We start from the raw sequence: 18,856 nt of genomic DNA, 5'->3' as shown, positions 1-18,856 counted from the left end.
AACAGACTATCTCTTATATTAAAAAGAGTAAGAGACGGCTAATCCCACAGTGCGCTTTTGTCCTCTAATCGGCACATAAGCGGTGCCAAACGGTGTCGCAATAAAGAAAGAACTCGCTGCATACTCTTTATCAAACACGTTCTTGGCCCAAAGTGACACATCGAATCCGCCCATCTGCACATTTGCGCGCAAGTTGACCAACGTTCTGTCTGGAAGCCATGCTAAGTTTAGCTCGTCTATGAACTGCTTGGATTGGTAGTTGACATCGCTGCGCACCGACCAATAATAGCCGCCGCTTAACTCACCCGCCAGCTCTGCGCCCACAGATGCCTGAAATTCTGGTTGGCGTTGCAATTGATTACCACCAATTGAGCCGTCAGCCGGGCACACGATACCGTCACAACCTCCGATCAAACCAATACGTGAGCTTTTCGAGCCATCCTTGTATTCTGTTTTGCTTTTGGAAATGGCGAAATCAATAGACAAGTTGTCGCTAGCAGTCCAAGCACCATCTAGTTCAAAGCCGATGATGCTTGCACCACCGGTGTTGTCAACGATAGCTGGTGGCGTGACACCGGCTGGAATGCCAACGGGTGAGCTGGCAATCTGTAGGTCATTCCAATTGGTGTAAAATAGAGCACCATTGAGGCGTAACTTACCGTTCAGCAGATCATTCTTCGAGCCCACTTCAGTAGTCCAATTCTCATCCGGCTCAAACGATCGTTGTGACTCGTCAAATACCGTGTTGTTAAACCCGCCAGACTTAGCTCCCCTGGCAAGACTCGCGTAAACCATGCGGTCCTCATCTAGCTCATAATCCACACTAAAACGCGGGGTGAATTCAGTCCAACTGGCTCTAAATATAGTGTCAGTTTCTATTGTGGTATTGCTGTCGAGTATTTTTTCCTCATCCGAGTAACGACCCTCTGCAGTGATGCGTAAGCTCCCGTCCTCAGTGGTCCACGAAATCTGACCAAAAACTGCATCTGTCAACACGTCGGTAGCCGCATTGGTTAAGCTTATATTAAAGGTCGTCCCTGATAGTATGCCATCTGTTGGGTCAACTATGATTGGCTCGGTGCCACGAAGCGGCGCAATCCCTAAATCAAATTTGTCAAAGTCATCAATTTCGGAGGTAAACACACCGACAAATCCACTCCATTGCTGGTGTGAGTATTGCAATTGTAGTTCGTGTGAGAAAAACTTAACTGTTCCCACTGGGGTACCGTTAATAATATTGGCGCCAAAGGAGGTGTTACCCAATAATGGGTCGCGATCGCCACCGCCAGCCGAGGTTGTTTCCGAATCTGAGTTACCATATTGGTACATAACGCCCCAGGCATCAGAAATGTCATAATCGACTCGCGCGCGCAAGAAGTCAGAGACAACATCCAGACTGTAACTGCGCGGGTCCCTAACAATGATAGAGCCCTCAGGGCTACCGCCAGGTAAGGGCGAAAAAGTAGCGGGGATTTCACCACAATAGAAGCGGTTGCCGCCGAAAAAGGTCGGTGAACAATTGGTGTCTCCCGGCGCCTCAATACGATTGTTTGCGCCCGTTTCTGCAAAGCGCTCAACGCGATAATAATCAAGCTCTATATTGAGTTTTTCATTTGGCGTAATATCGAAGTTAAGGCCATAGGTTAACTTTTCATGGCCGCCAACGTTGCCCTTAGTGCTTTTACTACCAAAGTCAAGGTTGGCATCAGGGTGGTCGTTCTGCCATGTCCCATCAAACTCTGAGTACGCCACCACAGCACGTGCGCTTAACAAGTCTTCTATGATTGGAGTGCTAACCTCACCAGTGAACTCACGCAGTTTATCTGAGCCTAAGGTTACAGACACATCTGACGATAATTCATAACCTGGTCGCTTACTGACATAGTTTACCGCACCCAAGAACGCATTTTTCCCGTACAGCGCGCTCTGTGGTCCTTTAACCACTTCAATACGATCAAATCCTACCGTCCCGATATCAAACATGTACTGACGTGGCAAGTAGATCCCGTCAAGAAAGACCGAAGTTGTCATGTCTAGGTCTTGGATACGTGTCTGCGCACCCCCCCGTATGACCGGCACACCGAAGCCTCCGCCAAAATCTTCAAATGAAAACGCTGAGGTAGCTAGGGCTACATCTTCGAGTTCCCGTATATTGCGTTTGCGCATGTCCTCAGAGGTAAGCGCACTAACTGACAAAGGTACTTTTTGCAGTGACTCTTGTGTTTTTTGATATATAACTTCGATTCTTTCAACCATATCATCTGTGCTGTTCACAGGTTCTTCTTGCGCCATAACAGCGCCTGTAAAAGTTATGCTGAGTGCAGAGGTAATTGCTAAAGCTAGTACTTTTTTCTTATAATGTGTTCTCATTAGTGTTCCCTTTATAGTAGTGTTTTCAAAAAGCTAAATTAATCTGAGCGTCACTTCTGGCCTACACTTAAGAGCATCTGCAGAGATTCTGATAAGATCACATTTAACGAATTACTAGCCTCTTACATTAATGTACATAAAACTATACAACCAATTACTTATGCGCTTAATCATATGCATTATTGACATATCATTAGGTTAAATACAAGTAAAATGCAGTTCAAAGCAGCATAGACTCTACTTCTACTTACACTTAGAGCAACCGTTATTGGTAGCTAAAGGCCTAATAAAATTGACAGTTCCTAACGATTCTTCAACTCAAAAATTAGTACACAGCACGTGTTTCATATTACCCTAGTAACTCTGCTTCCTAGATTCTTGCCTAGCGACTAGCAGCCTTCACACCGTGTGTTTCTGCCTTTGACCAAATAGCAGGAGAGGGCATCTTTTCTGCCTCAAGTGCAACAATAAACGCCAACACTCTCTGGTTAAGAATTTGTATTTCAGAATTATCGACGAATCCGTTCTCTGTAGGCCGCCCAAACGCACCATTAAAGTAATGGTCAATGTCATCAAACACTAATAGGAAGGCGCTACCTTTAGGCGCAGCCTCATACGAAGCTTTATGCAGGCGCCAGTCGGGCATAAATTGGGGAAAAGAATCCGCAGTGCCGGTCACCACAAGGACAGGCTTAAGCATCTTATTCCAGTTTTCTTTGGCGATGTAGTTATCAATAGGTCCGGGAGGCGAAATAGCAACCGCACCGAGGGGGAGCAATGCATTTTTTGACAGCGTTACACCTAAATCAGAATGCATTGTTGCACCAATTGCGATTTGCGCGATCAGCGCACCAAACGAATGACCAGTGGCAATTAGCGCGCCAGAGAAGCTCACATCGTGTATCTGAATGTCTTTGTTTAAAAGGGCTTCGGTAATCAGCTCAAAGTCTTCAACTCGCGTTGTAACCCAGTCTAAACTGCTGTAATCCTGGCGTTGGGGGTGTGTTTGGGCATCTACGTGAAGTGGAGAGGCGACGACATATCCGGCAAGTGTCCATGCGTTTAATAAAGCGGCGTAATTTTCAGGCCCAATATTGGCCCCGTGGGAAAAAAACAGTAAGGTGCATTTATTACAGCCACCCTCAGGAGAGTAAACAATGACGTCTACTTCACGTTCATTGCTAGCCATGAGCATCAGCGTTTGTACCTTAATGCCAATTGGGTCGCTGCTAACACGCCAACTTATGAGAATAAGCACGCAGCATATCGAAGCCATCATTTTCCCATATATTGTCATATATCGAGTCCTTGCGGTTGCGATCCCAACATTAATGTTTTTGGTTCAAGGTAAGGCATTAATCCTACTGTGCCCCCTTCGCGACCAATACCAGATTGTTTGAAGCCACCAAAGGCAATACCAAAACTGGCCTTCATTCCATTATGACCGACGGTCCCCGTTCGAAATCGTCGTGCGACTCGATAGGCAGCATTGGTGTCATTCGTATAAACCGCGCCGCCTAGACCGAAGGGCGAGTCATTCGCAATCCGGATAGCGTCGCTTTCGCCGTCACATGGGATTACACATAATACTGGGCCAAAGATTTCCTCTTGGGCAATGCTCATATTGTTGTCTACATTGGCAAACAAGGTCGGCTCAAAGTAATACCCACACTTAAGCTTTGCAGGTCGTCTACCTCCGGTCACCAAAATTGCACCTTCAGCGATTCCCTTAGCTATGTATGCTTCTATCTTTTCAAGCTGTGATTTCATGCTGATTGGACCTAGCTTGATTTCTGGGTCGTAGGGATTGCCAATGGTGATCATCTGCATGGCACTGGCTAGATGTTCAACCAACTCGTCATGCCGCTTTCTGGATACTATAACCCGTGTAAGAGCGGCGCAATTTTGGCCGTTGAGAACGCATATTGCGTCAACCAAGTTTTTAGCTGCTTTTTCTAGGTCGTAATCGTCTAGCACAATAGCAGCTGATTTACCGCCGAGTTCTAGCGTCACCCTTGCAATTCGATCTGCGCATACTAAGGCAACTCGGCGCCCGGTCGCCAAACTGCCGGTGAAGCTCACCTTGTCGACATAACGGTGACGAACTAAATAATCAGACGCTTCACGATCAGCCGTAATTAGGTTCAACACGCCGGGAGGAAAACCTGCTTCGTCGGCGCACTCAGCCACAATATAAGCTTCAATAGGGGTTTGTGGTGCCGGCTTCATAATTAATGTGCAGCCCGCGATCAACGCTGGCCCAACCTTCATCAGCATAGATGCCAATGGTGCATTCCATGGCGCAATCGCCGCAACCACGCCCACGGGTTCATGGACCAATATATTGCATCCATTCTGCGCAGGATGTTTTTCAATAAACGGGAAAGATGAAGCCTGCGCAATTGAGCGGTCAATGGCAGAGACCGCATATTCTAGGGACCCATTTGACATTGCAGCAAGAACACCCGTAGATTCTGTCCAGGCTATTGCAAAATCATCAGCCCGACGTCGGAGTGCTGCAGCGAAAGCTTGTAGAATAGTTGCACGTTCAGGTGCTGACATATGCGGCCAAGGTCCGCTCTCAAATGCCTTATACGCGGCCTCTACAGCGAGATCAACATCGGCAATATCTGCTTCGGCTACCTGAAACACTTGCTCTTCTGTAAATGGAGAAATCACGTTCAAAACACGAACTGTCGATGGTTTAACCCATTCCCCTGCAATGTAAAGCTTGCGGAAATTAGCACTGTCTATTGTGTCGGCAAGGGTTGTCGTCGTCATAATTTACTCTAGGAGAGGGTTTGAAGCCATCATGTAATCGCATCGGCTTCAGCCAAACTGGTATACATAGCTTGGCGACGAAGGAATTCGAGACGCTTTTGTGGGTCATTACTAATGGCGTGCATCTCAGCGTAGCGCTGAGCGTGGTTTGATGCGTCACCGTGCTCAAGTAATTTCTTGTTTTGCATTGTTTGCGCTTGTATGAAGCTGTGCGTAACAGCGCGCCTTTGGCGGTCAAATAGTTCAAGACTGTTTTCATTGTGACCATGTTTGAGATTATAGCTAATTTTGTCGCACAAATTCCACGCATCGTGGATACCGCTATTCATGCCAAATCCGCCTAATGGGTTATTTAAATGAGCGGCATCACCGACTAAACAAACTCGGCCAAAATTGAATTTTTTAGCCACTCGTTGATGCACCCTATAGATAGTTCGATGACCTGTCTCAACCCCAGTTTCGCCAATTAGATTCTGAAAGACCTGATCTTTCTTTTCATCGGACAATATCCACTCGTCAGGCTGGTTCTCCTTCACTGGCACCAAAATGCGCCAAACGCTAGGCACCCGCAATAACACCATCCACTCTTTCGGATCAGACACATAACTTACCAAAGCCAGATTATCGATGTAATCTGCTAATTCGACAGTCGTAGAAAGCGTAAGAAAACGTTCTGGATAAGTGAAACCTTCAAATTCAACACCTAACCATTTACGAATAATAGAATTGCCACCATCAGCTGCAATAAGATAATCGGCGCTAATTTTCTCGATGCTGAAGGCCGTTTCTAAAGCCACTTCAACCCCGTTTTCTGTCTGCTCAAACGCAACGACTTTATTATTGAAACGCACATCCGCCTTAGGATGCGCCTTAAGCTTATCGGCAATCAACCCAGCCATTACATGCTGTTCACACTGAACCCTAAAAGGAAATTTTGTTTTACCCGCTAGTTCTGATAAATCAAATTCGACTACTTCACCAGTTTGACGCTCCCTAAAGTGGTAAATAGGTGCTTTTAAACCATGCTTTATAATCGTGTCGGCCATGCCCAATTCGTCGAGCATTTCTAGCGTCGGTGGATGAAAAGTAGAGGCTCTCAAATCCTGAGCGCAATTTGGCCCAGCTTCGCAAAGGATGACATCATAACCCTGCTGTGCCAAGCGATAGGCTGCCATGGTGCCGACTGGCCCTGCGCCTGCAACGATAACTTGCGTTCTAGTCATAGTGAATTTCCGTTAGTTACGTATTAAAAGCTTTGTAAAATGGGCCAATGAAGGAGACTGTTACGCTTTTGCTGGAACAGAAAAGTCTCGATATTTACCCAATAATAATAGCGGTAATGACCCAGCCAGAAACGCAATACCAACGTAAAAAAGTACGTTGTCATAAGTACCACTAGCGGTATATTCTCTGCCGAGTAACCAAGGCCCAGAACCCGCGCCTAAAGCAAAGCAACTGTAAAGTACGCCATAAACTACGCCGTAGCTTTTCATACCAAAGTAGCGCGCAATCATAAAGGCCATGAGGTCTTGTTCAGCACCTGCAGCCAAGCCTATTAATAGTACCGCTATTGCGGCAATCATAAACGTCAGCTCAGGTTGGACTAAGATGTAGCAAGATGCAGCGGGGACAACTAGCATGCAGACCGCCACGCCTGGCGCCCAAAAAAAGTCAATCATATAGCCGCCAACTAAGCGGCCAACGACGACAGAAACGCCAATTAAGCTGGCTAATATTATGGCATCATCTTTATCAAAACCCTTGGTAGCAAATAGGTTTTCAAGATTTGGAATTAGGCCGCCAACACCGAAGGAAATTAACACAAAACATCCTGCCATTAGCCAAAAGCGCCAGTCTTTGAATGTTTCGCTTGCTAGCATGCCCGTGACGATTTGACCGGACTTTTCTGCTATCGCGTTTCTTTGTTCCTCAGGTACTTTGGGATCGTCAACGTCGCGGAATAGAAAATATACTAAAGGCAAAGAAGTGATTAATGGTAATACCCCTAAGCCTATAAATGCCATTCTCCAGCCCACAGCGTCAATTAAAAACGCCACGTAAAACTTAATAAATATACCGAAGATACCAGTAGCGACTAAAGCGCAGCCCAATGCGAGCCCCTTGCAGTCACTAAACCAATTATTGATTACACGAGTCCACGTGATGGGTAATGTACCCACGCCTAAAATGGCAACTAGCCCCCACAAAGCTAAGTAAAGTGTTAGCGAACCTTGATTTAGCGAAAGCAACATTAACGCCGCACTAAAGCCAATAACTGAGCCTATTACTACTCGCCGGGCACCTATTTTATCACTCAGTAAACCCACCAACGGGCTAAGGATCAGTGCGAATAAGGTCAATACAGGTAAAGCTAAGAAAACTTTATCAATCCCCCAGTCAAACTCAGCGGCTAATGGCGCCGCAAACACGCCCAGAGTATAAATAGGAACGGGCGCCATTCCCAAGCCAATGCCGACCGCCGAAGCGAGGACGACTCGCCAAGCGTATCTAAATTCTTTGTATCTGGACTGCATAAGCGCCTCTTTTTTATTTTTAAGAACTGGTACATATGACATAATAGTATATCATTATGGCTACATTACTAGTATTATATTAATCAGTTTTTAAATTAAGAGAAAAATCATGCATGATCAGCTTGCTTGGCGTAAAACTTTTGGCGTATTGGGTCCGTCTACCAATACCATCGTGCAACCGGATTTTGACGATATGCGTGTGCCCGGAGTGACGAATCACTATAGCCGTATTATTGTTGAAGATGCACAAGCATTGAGTGATGAAAGCTTCATGGCAGGCACCTTAGAAATTTCTGAAAATACCTTAGAAGCTGTCCGGGGTGTAATGACCTGCAATCCTGATCATTTGGTAATGGGTATGTCTGCGGTAACTTTCTATGGCGGTGCTGAAGGGAGTACAAAGTGGAAAAGAAATGTTGAGCAGGCCGCAGGCATTGGTTTGACCATGGGTTCTGAGTCTCTGGTGGCAGCAATTGCTGCCTACGGTAATATAAAAAAAGTGGCATTTTTGTCGCCCTATTTTCCAATAGCAAATAAGCACGTGCGACATTATTTAGCTGATCATGGCATTGAAACAGTTGCCGATCATTGTCTACGCTGCCCATCTTGGACCGCTATATCTCAAGTAAGCGAAAAAACGCTAATTGATACGCTTAAATCTTTAGATGACGATAATGTAGACGCACTTCTGCAGGTCGGTACTAATTTGTCAATGGTACGCGTAGCTGCTGCTGCAGAGAGATGGCTAAACAAACCTGTTATCGCTATTAATACTGCTACATACTGGAATGCGCTGCGCAACAATGGCATTCAAGACAAAATTGTCGGCCTCGGTCGCTTACTAGAGCGTTATTAAATAATTTACACCGGCAATACAACACGGTAATCAGCTTATATGAACCAGATTATTTGAGTGGCTATTGCCCAAAGGCCGTGTTGCTTAGAGACAGCCAACTAAGAGACAATGTTACCCTCAAATAATGAATCAATTTGCTCACCAGTAAGGCCCAGTTGAGCCAATACTTCACGCGAATGCTGTCCGGCCTTGGGTACATTTCGACGTAAACCAAGTCGTTTTCCTGCCATACTAATTGGCAACGCGGGTAATGATGCGGTTCTACCGTTAGGCAATTCAACCTGTAATAAGCCGCCGGAATTATTCAGATGCACGTCTTCGAGTAGTTGCTCCGGTTTATTTATTGGCGCGTAGGGCAAGCCACTTTTCTCTAGCTTCTCCGTGAGTTCGGTCATCGATAAAGAAGCAAATTTGTCCGCAACCAGCGGTATGATGTGGTCGCGCTGCTCGACTCGACCAGCGTTACTATCTAGACTTGGGTTAGCACTGAACTGTATAAAGTCGAATTCTTGGCAAAAGATTTTCCACTGTGAGTCACTGACCACGCCCACAAAAAGCTTTTCATCCTGTGCGGTACTAAAAACGTCATATACCGCCCAAGCCGATATTCGAGAAGGCATGGGAGCCGCAGGTTGGCCCGTCACGGCATATTGTGCCATATGTTGTCCGACTAAAAATACCGTACTTTCAAACAATGAACTACTAATGCATTGCCCTTTACCCGTGCGATGACGCATCTCCAAAGCAGACAGTATTCCAATGACGCCAAACATGCCGCCCATTACATCAATCACCGACGCACCTGCGCGCAACGGCCTTCCAACTGGACCTGTCATGTATGCAAGACCACCCATCATTTGTGCAACTTCATCTAACGCTGTGCGATGCTCGTAAGGCCCTTGCAAAAAACCGCGCGCTGAACAATAAATTAATTCAGGGTTCAGCTTTGATAATTCAGCATAACCATAACCGATTTTTTCTAAGGCACCAGGACGAAAATTTTCTATCACCACGTCGGCTTTAGCAACTAGGTCATGCACTATTTCTCGACCTCTTTGAGACTTCATATCGATACAAACGCTACGCTTATTTCGATTGTACATAGCGAAGTAGCCAGCACCTGAGCCCCTTAAATTTCTAGTTTTATCTCCTGCAATGGGTTCGATTTTTATTATGTCCGCTCCCAAATCAGCCAAAATAAGCCCCATTGAAGGACCCATTACCATATGTGAAAACTCGACGACTTGAATGCCGCTCAGCGGCGCTTGTTGAATAGACTCCATTAGTCCTCCGGCAAATATTTATAAGCTTGATATCACATCGCTGCTAGTTTAGAATTAGCAATTAAATGATATATTAGTATATCATTAGTTTTTAATCTACATAAAAATTGTTAACAGCTTAAAATGTTGGATAAGGACAAATGAAAATGGCCGTAAAAGAAATCTTAGTTAGCGAAGTGGGCCCCCGAGACGGCTTACAAAGTATTAAGGCAATCATGCCAACTGAGTATAAAAAGAATTGGATAAGTGCCATGGCTAAAGCGGGTATTGCAGAAATAGAGGTTGGTTCATTTGTACCTGCCAGCGTGTTTCCACAGCTTGCAGATACGGCCCAAATCGTACGTTATGCAAAAACTATCAAGGGTCTACAAGTGGCCGCCTTGGTGCCAAATCTAAAAGGCGCGATCGCAGCAATTAACGCCGGCGTAGATAAATTATCGATTCCTTTTTCCGTTAGCGAAACACATAGCTTGCGTAACCTAAAGCGTAACCATCAACAAGTTATTGACGAAGTTAGACAAATCAGCCGCTATATTAGCCAACTACCAAAAGCCCAGCGGCCCCATTTTGAAGCCAGTTTGTCTACTGCGTTTGGTTGCACAATCGAAGGGACGATAGCCGAATCTGCAGTGCTTGCCAGCGCCGAAAAGCTAATCGAAGCCGGCGCTGCGGAAGTGGGTTTATCCGACACTACCGGTTATGGGAATCCTCAGCAAGTCAAACGTTTGGTCGAGCAAATCAAAGCTTGCGTGGGCAACGAGAAACTGACCAGCGTACATTTACATAACACCCGAGGCCTAGGTTTAGCCAACGCATTGGCCGCTATTGAAGCGGGTATTGAAACCATCGACAGCTCTATGGCTGGAATAGGTGGGTGTCCTTTTGCACCCGGTGCCAGCGGCAATATTGTGACTGAAGACTTAGTTTTCATGCTTCAGTCTATGGGCATACAGACGGGTATAGACTTACCCCAGTTATTAGAAGTCAGACATATTTTGCGTGCCGCATTTCCCTCTGAGCCCTTATACGGTTTTACACCAGATGCAGGCATTCCAAAGGGCTTTGTCGCCCCTTAGGCTGCATACCAAGTAATTTAACATCGCTTAAACTGTATTAATTAGCATGACAGGCTAGCCAAACTAAAATTATAAAGATATAATATTATATCTTTAATCTTAAAGCTGATTATTTGGTAACCGATGGAAGCCACAATATGCAACGTACCTTATTTGAAAAACTCTGGGATCAGCATTCAGTAAGTCGCCTACCAGACGGCTCTGAGCTAATCTATATAGACCGAATATTCTTGCATGAACGAACCGGATGCATAGCCTTAAATGGGCTACAAGACAGTGGCCGAGAACTAAGAAATCCACGGCAGGTTTTCTGCACTATGGATCATATTATCGACACATTTCCAGGTCGAACAGATAAGACCCTGATGCCCGGTGGCACTGAATTTATAACAAAAACACGCGAAGCCGCCAAATTCTTTAATATTAAGTTATTTGACATAAATGATCACGACCAAGGTATTTCTCACATGGTGTCTGCTGAACAGGGCATAACGCTGCCGGGATTAACGGTTGTATGTCCAGATAGCCACACATGCACGCTTGGCGCACTTGGCGCACTCGCATGGGGGATCGGTACAAGTGATTGCGAACACGCGATGGCGACAGAAACCCTGCGGGTCGAAAAACCTAAGCAAATGCGAGTGCGCTTTGAGGGCACTCTCAACCCGGGTGTTAGTAGCAAAGATATAATCATGTACCTTATAAAAAGCTATGGTGCGTCGGGCGGGCAAGGTATGGCAATTGAATTCTGCGGGCCGGTCATCCAGCAGCTCAGCATGGAAGCCCGTTTTACGCTATGTAATATGACCACTGAATTTTCAGGCTTTACAGCGCTAATTGCGCCCGACACTACAACGTTTGACTATTTATCCGGCAAAACCTACGCTCCAAAAAAACAACATTGGGAGCAAGCAATTAAAGACTGGAAGATGCTTTTTAGCGATGAAGATGCCGTCTTTGATGCCGAATTAAGTATAAATTGCTCTGAAATAATACCAATGATTTCTTGGGGCACAAGCCCGGCACAATCTGTATTCATATCTGACCGTATTCCGATTTTACAAGATGACGCAAAGAAAAGCGCAGCACAATATATGAACGTCACTAACGAACAATCACTAATAAACATGCCGATACAAGGAGCATTCATTGGCTCATGCACCAATGGCCGATTATCCGATTTGCAAGCCGCTGCAGAAATTCTTAAAGGACATAAAGTCAGTCCAAATGTTAAGGCAGTATGTACCCCAGGGTCAGCACAAGTAAAACTTGAAGCAGAGCAAATGGGTTTACACAAAATTTTCATTGCTGCAGGATTTGAATGGCGAGAGCCCGGTTGTTCACTCTGTTTTTATGCAGGCGGCGAGGGCTTTAGTGACGGCCAACGAATAATTAGTACTACCAACCGAAACTTCGAAGGTCGACAAGGTCGTGGTGCAAGAACACATATTGCCAGTCCTATGATGGTCGCCGCCGCGGCAATTGAAGGAAAAATAGTCGATTGTAGAAGGTATCTGGAAACATGAAAAAATTTATTCAACACCAAGGTATCGTTGTGCCTTTGCTTAGCGATAATATCGATACCGATCAAATTATTCCCTCAAGGGAAATGAAAAAGGTGTCTAAATTAGGCTTAGGAGAAGGCTTATTTTCAGGACAACGATACCGCTACATAGGCGAAGAAAAAGAGGGTCCCAATCCGGATTTTATATTGAATCAGGCTCCTTATGATAAAGCGACAGTGTTACTCAGCGGCCGCAACTTTGGATGTGGCTCATCGCGTGAGCATGCAGTTTGGGCATTAGTCGAATATGGTTTTAGGGCGATCATCGCAGAGAGTTTTGGCACTATTTTTCAGAATAATTGTTTACGCAACGGTTTGTTACCAGTTGTGTTGTCTGCTGCGCAGATTCAGTCTATTGCGGATGAGATAGGCAACACCGCAGATGCATTTAGCTTGAAAATAGATTTACAAAAACGTCAAGTGAGCTCGTCAAAAACGCCAAGCTATGGTTTTGTATTAGACGATTATAGCCAACAGATGCTGCTCAACGGTTGGGACTTTATTGAGCTTACGCTGCAGTTTCGTCAACAGATTGACCAATTCATACATCACGACCGCAAATTACGCGCGTGGGCTTACCTCTAAAACAACACTGCAACTGGCAAGCTATTTCAAAAATTACATAGTAGAAACATCATAAAATCCTACTATGAATGTAATAGCTCGGTGACAATTTGGCAAAACAATGTTGACTGCATCAATCATTGCATTTGTGCTTCGCAAGCAATCGATTACTGCTAAAACCTGATTCTATACACATATCGAAGAAGTGTTGATACCCACAGAATTGGACGGCTGTCGCTCAATTCTGTGGGATTGTAGTAATACAGCTAAAAACGAATGCATGAAACTAGATACTATCGTTTCGCTAAAAACCCCAATCCTATTTTGATGATATGTATTCGAGATAATCAATTACCTGATTCAATTTTACTGGATCAGACAGATCGCTTTGTTGGTTCATTAGATTACCTGGGATAAACTCCTTACCATGAGTCAGGAACTCAGACAAATTTGGTCGATTCCAAAACGTGCCTTGAATACCTTTTGCGACCATAGCACTAGAATAACGACCATAACCTTCAGCTGTTCCAGCTTGACGATTGTAAACGCCAACTAAATTGGGTCCAAGTATGTGGCTGTCGCTTGGCGCTGCGTTATGGCACTGCGTACACCAAAGAACTAATTTCTCTGCTCTAGCTAAACTTTCAGGTGTGCTAAATATCTCAGCTTGCGGCCTAGCTGGCACAAGCGGCTCAGCCGACTCTACAAACACAGTTTCTTCAGCGGATTTTTGATGCCACGGCGGTAAAACTTTGAAAGCGATGTAGGGTAAATACAAGAAAAACACAATAAATACCATAAAGACTGGAACGTAAACTGCTCTGCGTTCTTTTGCCCAACAATATAGTGCAAGTGCCGTCAGGTAAAAGATGGGGATCATAACGTAGGAGCCAAACGCTGCGATGGGATGAAGAGAAGGTGGCTTAGGTAAGTTTACGACTAAATGTAGAATTATTAGTAGGCCTACAGCTATACCCGGCTTTACATATTTACGCAGGTGAGTAAATAGATAAACAAATACGATGCCGGAAAACAGTGCCGACGCGATAGTCGACAGAGCTGCATGATTATAACCTGCAGTACTCCATGACCAATCCAGAAACTGGGGTAAATTGAACACCCCTAAAAAAGGTGTCTCTTCGCCTTTTGACCAAGCTTGGGCCAAGCCACATAACATCGAAAAAAACATAAATATGAAAAATAACGAAATGGCGGTATTGGCCACATTGGAGAAGGCTTTCTTTATCCGACCCATAATACTTTGACCAGGCCGTAATAACCAGATAACAGCAATTAGCAGTAATAATACAAACAAAGTCGCCCCAATGCTCAAGTGAGCATGGTGAATTGCCTCACGTTCAGCACTGCCTCTTATTAGCCGCGGCGATACTCCCGACCACCACTGATACCAAGCGAACAATACGTAAAATAAGACGGCTAAGAACAGACCAACCTGCTCTAAAAAGCCACCGAGTTTTTGTTTTATTTGCGTCATTATTATACTCCTATTGCACTTCAATTATTGATACTGAAATTCAATGCAGCTTAGTCGGCGCATTGGTGAATAATTTTATCAAGTCTATTGCCCAGCCTGCGGTTTCAACTGCGCCCCGGTTGCCTCACTGAACTCACGCAGTATTCGGTTAGGGAGCCGACTGTTATCCCATGGCGTATCCTTCGGCGGAGCAACACCCACCCGCAGTATAATCAAGTCATGCCGGGGTATAACGTAGATCACTTGATTGCCATTACCATCAAAAAGATACAAATCTCGGTCAAGATAAACCTCACCGTGTTTTGTCTTTCCATAATTGAACTCAGGGTTAGCTGCGCCGCGTCCTTCAACATAAGTGCCTGCCAAATACACACCCATGCCGCTATGTGGATTGGTCTCTGTCGGTGTGATTATTTCTTGCACATAACCTTCTGGCAAAAGTCGCTCACCCTGCCAAATGCCATCCTGTAATTGCAGGAGAGCTAAACGCAAATAAGTTTCTGCGGGCAGCCGGGCGCAACATCCTGAGTGAGCTGTACCGCCAATTCGATTTACCCATATATCTCCACCCGCAGCGCCCAATGGAACAAGCACCGACTCCGTTAACCATTGCGCATAGCGACGACCCGTCGCACGTTCAATGATAGGCGCAATGATTTCGCTATTCGCGTTTGAATAGTCATAGCGAGTGCCGGGTTCGCTTACTAAGGGATACTCATGAAGGATTACTTCTATATGATAAGGATGTAAGTAGGCTCGGTTCATGACATCCTTTGGATCGGGCGTATATCCCTGCGGTGCTAAACCTGAACGCATTTGTAACAGATGTCTTAGCGTGATCTGGGCCTTATCCGTGCCGCGCCATTCTTTTAGGTACACTGAAGCGGGCACATCGAGATCCCGAATAAAGCCTTGCTGAATTGCCCTACCCACCGCAATCACAGACATTGGCTTGGAAAGGGAGCGAGAAATAACCAGAGTTGTTGCGTCGGCTTCATTGAAGTACTCTTCAAAAACTACGTGTCCTTTATGCCACAGCATAATAGCTTTGGAGTTGCTTTCAACGCCCAGCCCACTCAGCCAACTGCGAGTTTGCGTATTGAGCCATGTCGCTTTGTTACGCGGTAACGCCAGTATTTTTTTGGCACCTTGCAATAAGGCAAGCGGATCGTAGGCGGTCAAAGATGAACCCTTGCGGGCTTCGCTCAATAACACCTCAAAGCGTTGATTATAAACATCGTCGGAAGCCTTATTTTCATAAGCCTCGCGATTATTCTTTACATCGCTGTCGAGTAAGCCGCGCAACAAAGTATTGACGATAATAGAATCATCATACGTCACATTCACCTCGCCAAATCGAGCAACGACTAGACCCGCGGAGGGCACCACATAAAGGCGCTGCCCACCAAAGCCATCAAAGAACAGCACATCCGGGGCCAGATAAGGCTCAACATGCGGTATAACCATTGGCGTAGTCGGACCGTAATGACGCTTAGGGTGCCAGTTCCCGCCAAGCCAAACATTTAAGCCATAACCCTTGTTCAGATCACTCGGAGTGCTGAACGCCATTAAACTTTCTGTAGAAAGTACCTGCTGATCCCTATCTGTCAGCATCACACCGATGCGTAACCAGTCAGCAAGGCCTGCGTGCAGACCCATAAAGAAACGTGGGCTCCCGCCTTCGTCTTCTAACCAGAGTCGAGCTTCGTTATTACCTAAGGGATCCCAAATACGTTCAGTCAGATACTCAGCATAAGTTTTACCTGAGTCCTTTAGCGCCTGCTCCAAGACCATGCCAGCAAGCTGCGCGTTCACATTATTGTAGTTAAAAAGTGTGCCGGGAAGGTCCACCAGCGGATACTGCAGCGCAGTCTTATTAATGGCCGAAGACAGCACTAATGCATTACCTTTCGGGTCGGCTGAACCGAAGGCGTAATGCGCAAGCCCACTGCTTTGCTGTAGAAGCTGTCTGAGTGTGATTTTTCCTCGAAGGTCGTCTTTCCAAGGGCTCAAGTAGCTACCTATTGAGTCGTCTAGATCACCAATAATGCCATCTTCAATCGCCGCCAGCACTGCCAATGCAATGAGACTCTTATGCATCGAGAATCCAGCGAAAAGAGTTTTGTCACTTATGTTTTCGGCAAAATGTTGAGCGACTAGTTGACCGTCATACCAGATCAGAAGGCCCTTACCATCGTGCGCATCGGAGTAGTCTTGTACCGCTTTTATAGAAGCCGTGGAGGGGAAATGTTTTTGCTTAACTTCGGCTAATAGCGCAGCGTTTCCACCAACTGTAGCTGTCGGCTTACGCCAGTCTAATGAAGTTATAGAGGGCATAGTCGCTATTGCTTTCATGTTGCGTGCCATCACCGGATCTGTGGTCGGCGTCGGCACCGCCTGCACGTTGGCATTTGAAGGCAGAACAAACAAAGTCAACACAATTCCGGTAACAATTCGGGCGTGTTTAATCATCGAGAACACCACTTTTGTCATTGAAAACACTCCTATCTAGCATGAATTCTTTAAGATGGACCCCTTATCACTACCTCTGTGTTCAGATTTACCATCGTGATACGAACTAGTCCAGACCCAATGAACCTGGGTTTATTCTACCCGTCGGGTCCAAAACCTTCTTCAAAGATTGTATTAACTCCCACGCACCTGGCTTGAGGCCCTCGCGGTATCTGTAGGACTTGCCAATCTGCGTGTGAACAGCCCCAAGTTCACTGAGTAATTCAATCAATTCGCCACGCAACAACGCAACCATTTCACGGGCTTTAGGGTTGGCATTAAAGCCCTTCAATTTGGCTAAATGCTTGGGCTCAACGCTAGCTTTGTGGATTGCATCAATTTCGTCAGGCCAAAAAAATACGGGCTCTAATATAAAACCGTTAGTGCCAACGGTAGCAAACAAATAACCAGTACCAATGCCTAATTTGTCGCTACGCTCGCGGTGTCGATCAAATAATGCTTCAATTGCGAGGTAAGCTTTCTGAATCTTCGAATGAGGAAACATGCCGTGTATCGGTAACCATCGCTCCCCCTCAGGTCCGAGCATACTATTCAGCGGTCCAAACGGATTGGCTCGAGTGATCTTCGGAATGCTGTTTTCAATTTCCTTGCACGCATAAGCAGTACAAAGTTTACGAATGCCCGCGGCGCGGTCAGCGCTTGCAGGTTCGTTTCTGTCTTCCACAATAAACTGCACTGAAAAGTCAACATCGTCCATATATCCGCGACCTGCTAATGCCACCCGAGCACCATCGACAATCGCGCCTAGCATCGATCCAGAAGATTTCATGACGCCGGCCAAGGACTTCACATCTGCACTAAGACTCTGTCGCTTCATCCGTTGGCGTTGAAGGAAAGGGTCAAAAGCGAAGCATTCCATAGCCAGTTTGTGCCGCGCAACATCGCTCATTGCCGCAAGCGCTGAGGCAGCATCTTTGAAATCAAATGCGAGATATTCTTTGGCTGGCAAATCCGGAATGAGTGGCAGTGTGGCCGTTGCCTTAAAGCCAAGTGCCCCCGTGTCACTGGTGAAAAGCCCCGTCAAGTCTGGCCCAAAGTGGCGAAAAAATGGACTGCTATTTCGCTGAGATGCGCTTCCCGTGTTGAGCACAGAGCCATCTGCTAGAACGACATCTAAGCTCAGTACAGAGTCTGCTGCTGAACCGAACTGGCCTGAGCCCCAGAACAAGGAATTTTGCGAAAGTCCACCCCCTACTGTCGCCTTAAGGCCCGATAAGGTACCCCAAAAAGGAGTCCGCAAACCTGTATTTAGCAGAGTCTTATAGAGCTTTTCCCAAGTACAGCCGCACTCTACCGTAACGAACATATCCTCACTATTAACTTCAAGGACCCGGTTCATTCGCAGCATATCAACGACCACGGTATCTTTGTGTACCGGCAAATAGCCTCCAGTATACGACATACCACCACCGCGCGGCACTACCGCACACCCAGCGGCAACTGTTAGTCCAACCAAGGCCGCAAGTTCTTGAGTATTAGCTGGTTGAGCAACGGCCAGAGCCTGAACACCTCGGCTGTAAATATCTTGTGAGTACAAGAGACAACTAGCAGAATCGGTGAGCAAGTACTTGCTACCGACAATAACGCTCAACTCATCACACAGGTTAATGAGTAAAGACTGGTCTTGGGCGCTATCTTTATTATTCATAAGTTTCTAATGATCATTTGTGTATTTAAGGAATAGCGACATTTAGCTAAAGATGCGGTTATCACTGTTCGTATTTTTTTAAGTATTAGCAACTTGAGCCATGCCTTGAAGTTCAAAACGGTGGCGTAAATGTCCATTTAAGTCAGTTTTATT

General features: G+C 45.8%; 13 protein-coding genes. 4 read left to right on the top strand and 9 right to left on the bottom strand.

The window, feature by feature from the left end:
* Positions 1-18 precede the first annotated feature (18 nt).
* The 5 genes from CXF81_RS12465 to CXF81_RS12445 form a co-directional block, all read right to left on the bottom strand.
* Positions 19-2,370, bottom strand: coding sequence for a TonB-dependent siderophore receptor (locus CXF81_RS12465; protein ID WP_101181674.1), 2,352 nt, complete (start codon positions 2,368-2,370; stop codon positions 19-21).
* 382 nt (positions 2,371-2,752) lie between these two features.
* Positions 2,753-3,667, bottom strand: a complete 915-nt coding sequence (locus CXF81_RS12460; RefSeq protein ID WP_101181673.1) for an alpha/beta fold hydrolase — start codon at positions 3,665-3,667, stop codon at positions 2,753-2,755.
* Positions 3,664-5,151 carry an aldehyde dehydrogenase gene (locus tag CXF81_RS12455; RefSeq protein ID WP_101181672.1) on the bottom strand — a complete coding sequence of 496 codons (1,488 nt, stop codon included), beginning with the start codon at positions 5,149-5,151 and terminating at the stop codon, positions 3,664-3,666. The genes CXF81_RS12460 and CXF81_RS12455 overlap by 4 nt, the downstream gene beginning before the upstream one ends.
* Positions 5,152-5,180: 29 nt before the next feature.
* On the bottom strand, positions 5,181-6,374 hold the full coding sequence (locus CXF81_RS12450) for an NAD(P)/FAD-dependent oxidoreductase (protein ID WP_101181671.1): 1,194 nt from the start codon (positions 6,372-6,374) through the stop codon (positions 5,181-5,183).
* A gap of 60 nt (positions 6,375-6,434) precedes the next feature.
* Entirely contained in the window at positions 6,435-7,685 is a 1,251-nt protein-coding gene (locus tag CXF81_RS12445) for an MFS transporter (RefSeq protein ID WP_157825555.1), read from the bottom strand.
* Between the two features lie 109 nt (positions 7,686-7,794).
* Between CXF81_RS12445 and CXF81_RS12440 the strand changes: the two genes are divergently transcribed.
* A complete protein-coding gene (locus tag CXF81_RS12440) occupies positions 7,795-8,541 on the top strand; it encodes an arylmalonate decarboxylase (RefSeq protein WP_101181669.1) in 747 nt (248 codons plus the stop codon).
* 98 nt (positions 8,542-8,639) lie between these two features.
* Here the strand turns inward: CXF81_RS12440 and CXF81_RS12435 are convergent, their stop codons facing one another.
* Entirely contained in the window at positions 8,640-9,824 is a 1,185-nt protein-coding gene (locus CXF81_RS12435; RefSeq protein ID WP_101181668.1) for a CaiB/BaiF CoA-transferase family protein, read from the bottom strand.
* A gap of 146 nt (positions 9,825-9,970) precedes the next feature.
* Here CXF81_RS12435 and CXF81_RS12430 point away from each other — a divergent pair, with 146 nt between their 5' ends.
* The 3 genes from CXF81_RS12430 (at position 9,971) to leuD (ending at position 13,049) form a co-directional block, all read left to right on the top strand.
* Complete coding sequence (locus CXF81_RS12430; protein ID WP_101181667.1) at positions 9,971-10,900, top strand: hydroxymethylglutaryl-CoA lyase; 930 nt, start codon at positions 9,971-9,973, stop codon at positions 10,898-10,900.
* Positions 10,901-11,037: 137 nt separating this feature from the next.
* A complete protein-coding gene (locus CXF81_RS12425) occupies positions 11,038-12,426 on the top strand; it encodes a 3-isopropylmalate dehydratase large subunit (RefSeq protein WP_101181666.1) in 1,389 nt (462 codons plus the stop codon).
* Positions 12,423-13,049, top strand: coding sequence for a 3-isopropylmalate dehydratase small subunit (gene leuD / locus CXF81_RS12420; RefSeq protein WP_101181665.1), 627 nt, complete (start codon positions 12,423-12,425; stop codon positions 13,047-13,049). Before CXF81_RS12425 ends, leuD begins: the two co-directional genes overlap by 4 nt.
* A gap of 298 nt (positions 13,050-13,347) precedes the next feature.
* Here the strand turns inward: leuD and CXF81_RS12415 are convergent, their stop codons facing one another.
* The 3 genes from CXF81_RS12415 to CXF81_RS12405 all read right to left on the bottom strand — a co-directional run bounded on the left by CXF81_RS12415 (position 13,348) and on the right by CXF81_RS12405 (position 18,703).
* A complete protein-coding gene (locus CXF81_RS12415) occupies positions 13,348-14,523 on the bottom strand; it encodes a cytochrome c family protein (RefSeq protein ID WP_101181664.1) in 1,176 nt (391 codons plus the stop codon).
* 84 nt (positions 14,524-14,607) lie between these two features.
* On the bottom strand, positions 14,608-16,995 hold the full coding sequence (locus CXF81_RS12410) for a serine hydrolase (RefSeq protein ID WP_198556396.1): 2,388 nt from the start codon (positions 16,993-16,995) through the stop codon (positions 14,608-14,610).
* Positions 16,996-17,101: 106 nt separating this feature from the next.
* Positions 17,102-18,703 (bottom strand): FAD-binding oxidoreductase, encoded by a 1,602-nt coding sequence (locus tag CXF81_RS12405; RefSeq protein ID WP_101181662.1) that lies wholly within the window; start codon positions 18,701-18,703, stop codon positions 17,102-17,104.
* Between the last annotated feature and the right edge of the window lie 153 nt (positions 18,704-18,856).

The sequence above is a fragment of the Glaciecola sp. 33A genome, assembly GCF_002836745.1.
Lineage (GTDB): Bacteria > Pseudomonadota > Gammaproteobacteria > Enterobacterales > Alteromonadaceae > Glaciecola.
Note: the sequence above shows the minus strand (reverse complement) of the source record. Positions and strands in the feature narration are given on the sequence as shown.